This is a genomic window from Petrocella sp., assembly GCF_059865615.1.
The window spans coordinates 1-9,613 of record NZ_JCBCDA010000169.1 but is presented as its reverse complement, the minus strand read 5'-3'; the positions used below and the strand labels follow the sequence as shown (position 1 = coordinate 9,613).

10 protein-coding genes are annotated in these 9,613 nt (G+C 35.0%); 7 read left to right on the top strand and 3 right to left on the bottom strand.

Features of this window, described 5'->3' with window-relative positions:
* Nucleotides 1-238: 238 nt before the first annotated feature.
* On the bottom strand, nt 239-1,966 hold the full coding sequence (locus AC6F8J_RS15145; protein ID WP_275842138.1) for an IS1634 family transposase: 1,728 nt from the start codon (nt 1,964-1,966) through the stop codon (nt 239-241).
* Between the two features lie 601 nt (nt 1,967-2,567).
* Here AC6F8J_RS15145 and AC6F8J_RS15140 point away from each other — a divergent pair.
* The 5 genes from AC6F8J_RS15140 to AC6F8J_RS15120 all read left to right on the top strand — a co-directional run bounded on the left by AC6F8J_RS15140 (nt 2,568) and on the right by AC6F8J_RS15120 (nt 7,162).
* Nucleotides 2,568-3,173 carry an acetate uptake transporter gene (locus AC6F8J_RS15140; RefSeq protein WP_500724456.1) on the top strand — a complete coding sequence of 202 codons (606 nt, stop codon included), beginning with the start codon at nt 2,568-2,570 and terminating at the stop codon, nt 3,171-3,173.
* Between the two features lie 302 nt (nt 3,174-3,475).
* The gene (locus tag AC6F8J_RS15135) at nt 3,476-3,901 is read left to right on the top strand and encodes a flavodoxin (protein WP_500724455.1); all 426 of its coding nucleotides are present in this window, start codon (nt 3,476-3,478) and stop codon (nt 3,899-3,901) included.
* Complete coding sequence (locus AC6F8J_RS15130) at nt 3,849-4,544, top strand: DUF3793 family protein (protein ID WP_500724454.1); 696 nt, start codon at nt 3,849-3,851, stop codon at nt 4,542-4,544. The genes AC6F8J_RS15135 and AC6F8J_RS15130 overlap by 53 nt, the downstream gene beginning before the upstream one ends.
* 117 nt (nt 4,545-4,661) lie before the next feature.
* Entirely contained in the window at nt 4,662-5,222 is a 561-nt protein-coding gene (locus AC6F8J_RS15125) for a LemA family protein (RefSeq protein ID WP_500724453.1), read from the top strand.
* A 182-nt stretch (nt 5,223-5,404) separates the two neighbouring features.
* Entirely contained in the window at nt 5,405-7,162 is a 1,758-nt protein-coding gene (locus tag AC6F8J_RS15120; protein WP_500724452.1) for an EAL domain-containing protein, read from the top strand.
* Nucleotides 7,163-7,208: 46 nt separating this feature from the next.
* On the opposite strand, the gene AC6F8J_RS15115 is transcribed toward AC6F8J_RS15120, so the two are convergent.
* Both AC6F8J_RS15115 and AC6F8J_RS15110 read right to left on the bottom strand, forming a co-directional pair.
* The gene (locus tag AC6F8J_RS15115) at nt 7,209-7,355 is read right to left on the bottom strand and encodes a hypothetical protein (RefSeq protein WP_500724451.1); all 147 of its coding nucleotides are present in this window, start codon (nt 7,353-7,355) and stop codon (nt 7,209-7,211) included.
* Nucleotides 7,352-7,684 (bottom strand): ATP-binding cassette domain-containing protein, encoded by a 333-nt coding sequence (locus tag AC6F8J_RS15110; protein ID WP_500724457.1) that lies wholly within the window; start codon nt 7,682-7,684, stop codon nt 7,352-7,354. Before AC6F8J_RS15110 ends, AC6F8J_RS15115 begins: the two co-directional genes overlap by 4 nt.
* Before the next feature lie 476 nt (nt 7,685-8,160).
* Here AC6F8J_RS15110 and AC6F8J_RS15105 point away from each other — a divergent pair, with 476 nt between their 5' ends.
* The gene (locus tag AC6F8J_RS15105; protein WP_500724450.1) at nt 8,161-9,060 is read left to right on the top strand and encodes a CAP domain-containing protein; all 900 of its coding nucleotides are present in this window, start codon (nt 8,161-8,163) and stop codon (nt 9,058-9,060) included.
* 301 nt (nt 9,061-9,361) lie between these two features.
* The gene (locus tag AC6F8J_RS15100; RefSeq protein WP_500724449.1) at nt 9,362-9,544 is read left to right on the top strand and encodes a transposase; all 183 of its coding nucleotides are present in this window, start codon (nt 9,362-9,364) and stop codon (nt 9,542-9,544) included.
* The last annotated feature ends 69 nt before the right edge of the window (nt 9,545-9,613 follow it).

The window sequence follows — 9,613 nt, the reverse complement described above, 5'->3', positions numbered from 1 at the left end:
ATGGATCATATGAAGTATTATATGGAATATGAGCCCATATTTGACGGGTTATTTTATCGGTTCCAAATAAAGTAGACAAAACCCATTTTTTTTGTAAATGAGGTTGACGAATAAGATTATTGTGGTATAATCATCTATAGTCCTGTCTTTGACACTTGTCAGAAAGTAAAAGCTCACAAACCCTTATGAATAGAGGAGTGTGAGCTTTTTTAGTTTGAATTTTTTTGCGTACTATTTCTTATTTTTTTGTTTCTTTGTAAATTTTTTTCATTTCTTTATCACTAACGATTTGATAGTCTGTCCTGAATCCAAATGTATCATGTAAAGTATCTGTAAAATCGGTTCTTTTATATGTTGGGATATAACCCTGCCCGGTAACGGAATAAAAATTCATATCTTTTAACTGACTTACTATTTCTGTGGTTGTGAATTGGCTATCTAACTGTTTTTCTAGATATCTGTATAAAACAAGAGCTAGGAAACAGGACGTGAAATGTGCTTTTATTCTTTCATCTTTTTGAAGATATACAGGTCGTGCTTTAAATTCACTTTTCATAATTCTAAAACATTCTTCAATCTCCCACCGCCTATGGTTGATTTTAGCTATCTCAGAAACATCTTCATCTAGGTTGGTACATACTGCATAGAAGCCGTCATACTTGCTTTCTTCAGCAATGATATCCTCATTAAGAGAGTAAAGTGTGTCTTCAGCAACTTCTCCATCACTAGTAACATTTGTAGAAGCGATGAAACGTTTATAATCGTTTTGTCTTTTCTTGCCTATACTTTTTGGGTTGGTATCAATAAGTCTTGCGGCCCGTTCAAGTTGCTTACTTCTAATCTGACGTTGGTAGTTGCGATATTTGAGAGAAAAGGTAATGATCAGCTTTTGCTCAAGATCATTTTCATTAATCCAACGCTCTTTGTAAAAAATTACATCCCTATATTTGTCCAAGAGTTTATCGTTCTCGTCGAACTGTCGCAAATCAAAGATTTCGTTTGATGCCTTATGCATCCATCCTGTTGGTTCTAAAGCCCATTCCTTTAGAAAGTTCTTAAGCTTTTTGATAGATTGAGTTGTAATGAATGAGCGATTATTTATATTATTGAATTTTCGATTATCATTTGAAGATAGGCCTGCATCTGTGCAGACAACAAACTTGGATAGTTTAAAGTCGTTGATAATCTGTTTTTCTAAAGGTTTTAGTGTCACTTGCTCGTTGGTGTTCCCACTGTGAATACTAAAAGCCAGTGGAATGCCATCTCCATCCATGAAAAGACCCATCTCAACTATTGGGGTAGGACGGTGTTCTTTCGAAGGACCGTATTGTTTAAGACCGTCTTCCTGCTCAATCTCAAAGAAATAGTTAGTACAGTCATAGTAAAGAACACGGTCATTGCGCTTGGAAACAGCAAGGCTATTTTTATAGAGTTGAGACTGTATGAAATCAGATTCCTCAGCAATAACTTCTAATGATCTGTAAATGTGTTGCAGCTCGAAGTTTGGTTGTTCAAGCAGCAGTTTAGAGGATTCGAATGTGCTAAGCTTGGAAGAAGGGAAAAGAATCCTTCCGTAAATCAAGCGTGACAGAATCGAGTTGAGATCATAAGTGAACTTATATTTCAAAGAAATTTCGTTACAAATTTTGTGTAAGCCAAGTTGGTGATAAATCTGTTGAAGAAACAGGTAACCACCATTGAAAGATTGTTGTTTGTCTTTGGTTATAAGTTTGGATTGCTTACACTTGATTATAACTTCAAGCTTGTTCTCCTTCTCCTTACGGTTGAGTTCAGCGACATATGTCTTTGCCCATTCAAAAGGATCTTTGCCACCTGATTTTTCTTTAACTGCATCTTCAGTACCGAGTGTTTCAACTATTTGAGTAGTACGTTTACCATTTTTATAAACATCTTTTATTACATAAAAAGATAGGGAGTTTTTTGATGTGGAAGTTTTTAGTCTCATAAGTCACCTCGTTAATAGTATACTACTATTATATCATAGTACGAAATAGTACGAAAGCATTTATTGCTAAATTTGACAAAAAAATAAGCCCTTATCCCTTATGGATTAAGACTTCTAGTGTTTTTAGGTTATGGTGCAAGTGTCAAAGACCCGTATATATTGTATGCAAAAGTTCAACTATATAGTTTTGACACCTTAACCAACCATTATTGTATTTATTTGAAAACTGAGGTATCAGTATGAAAGCTTTTATAATACGTTTATTGCGTTTGGTATCGAAACAATCTTATCTGCAACAGGGATTGGTTATTGTATTCAAACCACGTTTAAGGTCCTAAAGTTCGACCCTGCACGCATTAAGTATGAAGCTTTTTATGACACTTATCAATGCCTTCTCAAGGGTAAGATAAAATTCGACTTAGAATCTGTAACGGGAACCAGTTAGTATATATGTAGACTTAAGTCTTTATAAAGTACAATGAGAGTCCAAAAAGTTCTTGAAATCATATCTATCAAGGCGTATACTACAAAATGGCGCTTCTTTGGGCTATACAGCCTATTAAGTGTACAAAACCGACAGGATAGATATGAGAGGACGAACATGGAAGAAAAAAGAATGATTACAGTAGCAGACCCAACACCACTAGGTTTATTTGGCTTGGCTATGGTTACACTGGTAGCGGCATCACAAAAACTAGGTTTAACAGATGGTGTGTCTTTGGTAATACCATGGGCCATTTTTCTTGGCGCGAGTGCACAATTATACGCATCCATTCAAGATGCAAAAAAGAACAATATGTTTGGCGCAACGGCTTTTGGTGGTTATGCTTTTTTTTGGTTTAGTGTTGCCATGACGTGGATGACAAAAGCAGGTGTATTTGGTGAAACACTTGCAAATACAGCTGACACCAAACAACTTGGAGTTGCATTTATTGGCTACTTGATTTTCACTTTATATATGACAGTAGGCTCATTAACCACCAATAAAGTTTTGTTTTTAATTTTCTTCTTCATTAACTTTTTATTCATTGGGCTTTCTTTCTCTACACTTGGCATTTTAGAAGGACCTATGCATCAGTTGGCGGCCTACGCTGAGTTTGTCATTTCTTTACTTAGCTTTTATGGATCAGCTGCATTAATTATTAACGGGCAGTTTGGAAAAACGATATTACCCATGGGCGCACCGATTATTGTAAAAGCTGAATAGAATAGTTTTGATCCTTTAGCCACAATGGTGTTAGCTTAACTTTTTTAGAAGATTTCTAAGCTCGTGACAAGTAAGTGATTTAATTTGCAAGTTGGAAAGCTGAGTTCTTAATTATAAGTATCAAAGTAGCCTGCCTTTTTATGAGGTGGGTTTTTTGATATGTTTTCATATGTTCGAAGTTGACGGATTTCTCTTAGAGTATGACTCTTGACAAGTGAGAGGAATCTGTTTATAATAATAAGTAATGATATTGAATATCATATTCAATAAAACGATGGATTAATAAGAAGAGAGGGAAAAAGATGAGTAAGTTAACCATAATATATTGGAGTGGAACCGGCAATACTCAGATGATGGCAGAGTCATTGTTTGATGGTGCAAAAGAAGTATCAGACCAAGTAAAGTTAATCAGTGTTAAGAATGCGACGATACAAGATGTTATAGATGCAGAAGTGGTTGCTCTTGGTTGCTCATCTATGGGTAATGAGGTACTTGATTCGGATGATATGGAGCCATTTGTAGAATCTATTGAAGAAGCTGTAAAAAGCAAAAAAGTCTTTCTTTTTGGTTCATATGGATGGGGCGATGGGCAATGGATGAGAGAGTGGGAAAAACGAATGGTAGAATATGGTGGTTTGTTAGTCGAAGAAGGATTAATTATAAATGAGGCACCTGATGAAGGTGGTTTGGAACAATGTAGAGAATATGGGAGACAACTTGGACAATAATAATGAAACGAGGCATAATTCTATGAAAAAAACCTATTTGATGGAACCAATGAAACGTCTTGAACAACTTGATGATTATGATTATATTCTATATAAGCTCTTGTTTCATGGTGCGGCTACATTCTCAAAAGAGAAACCGGCATCTTTAATCACCCTAAAAAACACCAGCAAACGTTTGAATGCATTAGGATTGTGGGATAAATATAAAGAACAGATTGGTAAAACCACTAGAACATCGTATTATGAAATGAAACGTGACGAAAGTCATGTAGTTATTCTTTTCTTTCATAATACCTTGTTAGAGGCGATGATAGAAGATCGTGATAATATAGAATTTTTGAAACGATACGGCTACAAATCAAAAACGAGTCTAAGCGAGGCCTTACAACATTTATCTTCGAGGTTTTTAGAACAATGTCCCCATGAAGTAGGGCTTTTTCTTGGTTATCACTTAGAAGATGTGGTTGAATACATAAAAGAGACAGATGGCAAAGGTATTGTCGTTGGATATTGGAAAGTCTACACAAAAGCAGATGAAGCCATCAGTAAGTTCAAGCGTTATGATCAAGCAAGAGCAAAAGTAACAGAAGGTATATTAAGTGGTCTTTCACCAATGAAAACAGCGCATATCTTAGTATCATAAAGGGACTGACAATCGGGATGATTTGAAGGTGTGATGTGACAAAGCCATCTTTGCTCTTTTCATTTCTATTAATTAGGCTATAATATAATTAAGAAGAAATTAAAGGAGGTACTTTTTATGCTGTACTTAGGGATTGTTTTTTTTGTATTACCAATATTGTTAGGTTTATGGATTGTATTGTTTTATAATAAAATGATTGGTAATAAGGCAAAGGTAGATAACAGTTGGGGACAGATTAATGTTCAGTTAAAGATGAGAGCAGATTTGATACCTAATCTTGTAGAGACAGTGCGTGCTTATGCATCTCATGAACAGGAAACCCTCAATCAAGTCACTCAAGCAAGAAATATGTATATGAATGCAAAAACTCAAGATGAGGTGGTTCAAGTATCTGATGCGATGACGGGGATGCTTGGCAGACTTTTTGCTCTATCGGAACAATACCCGGATTTAAAGGCGAATCAAGGCTTCTTAAGTCTTCAAAACCAGCTTAGTGAGATAGAACAAAAAATTGCCATGTATAGACAATTCTATAATGACTCAGTTTTAAAGTACAACCAATTTATTATTACGGTTCCAAATAATATTTTTGCAGCCGTTTTTGGTGCTAGAAAATTGCCATTTTTCCAGATCGATCCAAGTGAAAGTTTAGCTTCGACGGTCAGCTTCAAAAGATAGTCATCTGATAGCGATAATTAATTGTAAGTATAACAAGGCTTTATCCATGAAGGGTAAGGTCTTTTTATGTAATTTAAAAAACCTAAATACTGAAAATTAACAATGTCCTTATATATATTTTACAATACTGTGGTACTTTAGAACTATGGATGATGAAGTAAGTCACACATAAAGGAGCTAACATGGGTATTCATACATCAGAAATAGGCGAAATTATAAAAAAAGAGCAAGTTACAGCCCACTATCAACCGATTATTTCTCTCCACAATGGTGAGATTATCGGTTATGAAGCTTTGAGTAGAGGACCACTTAACACACCATATCATTCACCACTTGTTCTTATTGAAGCAGCAGAAAAAGAGGGATGTGTGTGGGAATTGGAGATGCTATTTCGCAAAAAAGCTATAGAAAATGTCGTGAATTTGCCTTTAAATAAATTATTGTTTTTAAACGTAGATCCAAATGTTTTTAAAGAGCCTGGTTACACAAAAGGATTTACAAAGAAATATCTAGAAGAGTACCGAATTGATTCGAAAAATATTGTATTTGAGATAACAGAACGTACAGCTATTGAAGATTATGCCACTTTTTCAGCATTAACCTCACATTATAAAAGCCAGAATTATAAAATTGCTATTGATGATATGGGAAGCGGCTACTCAGGTCTTAAAACAATCTCAGAAGTTAAACCGGAATATGTGAAGCTGGATATGGACTTAATCCGTAACATTGATTCGGACAGCTTTAAACAATCCATGATAAAAGCGCTGGTTTCTATGGCAAAAGAAACACATATAAAATTAATAGCAGAAGGGGTCGAGACCGTCGATGAACTAGAAACCCTTATAAAATTAGATGTATATGCTGCTCAAGGCTTTTTGTTTTATAAACCATCTAGAAGCATAGTGTTCCATATTCCAGAAGTACGGGATTTGATTCTGCAAATCAATAAAGACGTTGTTGATGCTTTTTCTTTTGATGCGGCCTATTATTGTGTTGGGAAAATTGCAAAACAAAATAAGTCATATTATAAAAATTTTTCATGCTACGTGGTAAAGGACATTATGGAACGAGAAGTTATGGATAGTATTTGTTTAATATCTAAGGAGCGTTATCCAGAAGGTATTATCATGAAAAATTATTTAAACAGTAAACTAGCAGACCGTTATGGCTTTGATTTATATTCTCATAGACCGGTTGAACTATTAATGGATACAAGGCCTTTGATGGTGGATTATTATACGCCGGTTACGAAAGTTTTGACACTTGCCATGCAAAGGGAAAAAGCAAACCTCTATGATGACATCATTGTAACTCAATGCTCCAGATATTTTGGTATAACCACCATATATGATTTGATACGTAACTCTACAGAATATGAGAAGCTATATGCTAAGCAACAGAACCCACTGACGTTTTTGCCAGGCAATATAATTATAAGACAGATGATGGAACAGTATATCAGTAACGGAGAAAAGGTTGGCATTTTGTATATTGATTTAGACCACTTTAAGGCATATAACGACGTATATGGCTTTGAAAAAGGAGACCATATTCTAAAAACAACAGCCAATATCATAGTGGATATTATAAATAAGTATGGTGACAAACATTTCATCGGCCATATTGGAGGAGATGATTTTGTTGCTTTGGTAAAAGTGGAAGCTTTGGAAGTTGAGGCAATCGGGAAGGAAATATGTGAGACATTTGATAGCTTATTAGCATCTTTTTTCTCTAAGGAAGACTATTTAAAAGGTTGCTATATCTCAAAAGATCGTTATAACAACCAAAATGTATATGCATTGAATTCTATATCTATAGCAGCTTATCATGGTGCATTAACACCTTTTTCGACACCTGAAAATCTTGGAGAATTTATGAGCCAATTAAAAAGACAGGTCAAAGCGATTGAGGGCTCCGTATATAAGCTGGTTGTATAATGCTAACTTAAGTGGGTGTTATTAAAGAAAATAATTTTATAAATATTTACATAAGATTAATAACATATTTATAATATGCTTTGTTTTTTTCAAGAAGCAATATACCACCAATAAAGAATAAACCTAAAACAGAAGAATCCAAAAAACCACAACTAAAAGCCACATGATCACAACGTTGCTCTGCAACCGTCATATTATGGGTAGTTGAAAAATGGTTTTACCCTTGGACTTCATATAGAGAATCTGTTCTTTAATGATACGGTCATTAATTGGATCTAGACTGGAGGTGGGTTCATCAAAAAACATGATACCTGGATCATACATGATAGATCGTATAAAATTAAGGCGCTTTTTCATGCCTTTGGAGAAGTTTTTAACCCTTTGATGCTTATCACTTAGTAAACCGACCATATCCAGTAGGACATCAAAATACTTAGGACAGTTTTTATAGTAGGAGCCAACGAGTTTAAGGTTTTCGAGTGCCGTCAGTTTTAAATAGAGATCAGGAAAATCAAAAGCAATACCGATTTTCTCGAAAATATTTTTTGCTAAAGGTAACGTTCTTTCCTAGAATATGAATTTATCCAGCATAACCGTTAAGAAGGCCAATGATTAATCTCTTGGTGGTTGTTTTTCCGGTACTGCTGGAGCCTATGAAACCAAAGATTCACCTTTTTCTATACTGAAATTAATACTTTTTATGGCATGTGAAAGTTCAACTATATAGTTTCGACGCATTAACCAATTATCTATATGAATCATTATAGCCACCTTGGTTTACATAATAGTAAATATATAATGAAACAGGATAAAAGTTAAAGCTTGCATAAAATAATAGTATTATTATGGTTACGGGTCAATTTTTACTACAAAATATAGTCGAATAAGCTAATAATGAGTCATTGGTACTAGGCGGATAGGATTGACAAGAGGGGATTAGCTAGTCATAATGTAGGGTGTGCTACAACTATTCAAGTTATGACTAAGGAGCTAAGCAAATGAGAAAAAGAATCCTAACCGCTTTGACGGTTCTGAGTATAATCTTAACGATGATGATACCTGTTCATGCAAGCCGATCAATATATACAGTAGCAACTACAGCAAATATAGTTGTTGATAATAAAACAATTACACCCAGAGTCTATAACATCCAAGGTAATAACTATTTTATGCTTAGAGACATAGCATACTATGTCAAAGACAGTCAAAAAGCCTTTGATGTGACATGGCATCCAGAAACGGCTACCATAATAATAGAAACAGGCAAGGCATATTTAGGTGATCATATCAGTAAATCATCAGAAGATGTAAGTGCGATTAAGGATGTACGCATTAGTAAAGCCAATGTATTGAAAAACGGTGTTCCATTGTCTATGACAGGTTATGTTATTGACGGTCGTACTTATTATAAACTTAGGGATCTGGGTTTGGCTCTTGATTTCAGTGTCTATTGGGACGGTGCAAAGAATAAAGTCGTGATTGACACAGAAGGTAGTGTTCAGTCCGTTATAAAAAATCAAGAACTATCTTATGAAGTACTAAGATTGATCAATATAGAAAGAGATAAAGTTGGTTTGCACAGGTTGATTATGGATGCCAAATTAGAGAAAGCAGCCTATTACAAATCCAATGATATGCTGATTAACGAATACTTTGAACATGTATCACCAGTTCATGGTGGCATGGTGGACATAGTAGCTATGCATGGCGTTCCTTACAGATATCTAGCTGAGAACATCGCCTCAGGTCATACAACAGCAAAAAAAGTAGTAGATGCATGGATGGCATCACCAGGGCATAGAAGAAACATCCTTAATCCTAATCTTAACAAAATAGGCATAGGTGTTGTAGCTCGAAGCGAGCAGGGCTATTTGTGGACACAATTATTTACCGATTAACTATAGTTTTATGAAGTATAAAAAGTAGCAACCAGGTGTTAAAACAGTGGTTGCTACTTTTTTGATTTTCCTTATAGGTAGTGATTTTGACAAAAACTTAAAAATAGGGGCTGTCGGAAAATAGCTCTTATAGAAAATAGTATGGCGCTGAATACGTCAAGGTCCTTTCCTTTCGAACTGTTCAGAAATATGAGCAGAGCTCATAATATAATGGTCTAAGAAAACTCGACATGTAAATGTTCAAAAGATAATGAATCTGGTATACTCAAATCAACCATTTATGAGGAAAGAGGTCATTATCATGTCTACGAAAAGAAGAACATTTACAGCGGAACAAAAAACAAAAATTGTGTTAGAAGCAATCCGGGGGGAAAAAGAAATCAACGAACTTGCCTCTGAATATAAATTGCAACCCAATCTATGGTCTTCGGTCATACGCTTTAACATGATGATACCAACCGGTTCAAAAGCTCTGCTGCCATAGGAACTGCTCGATGATCTTTAACTGTGATTGAAACTTCATTCCATGAAATAGTAAGCTCAGGTTCTTCTA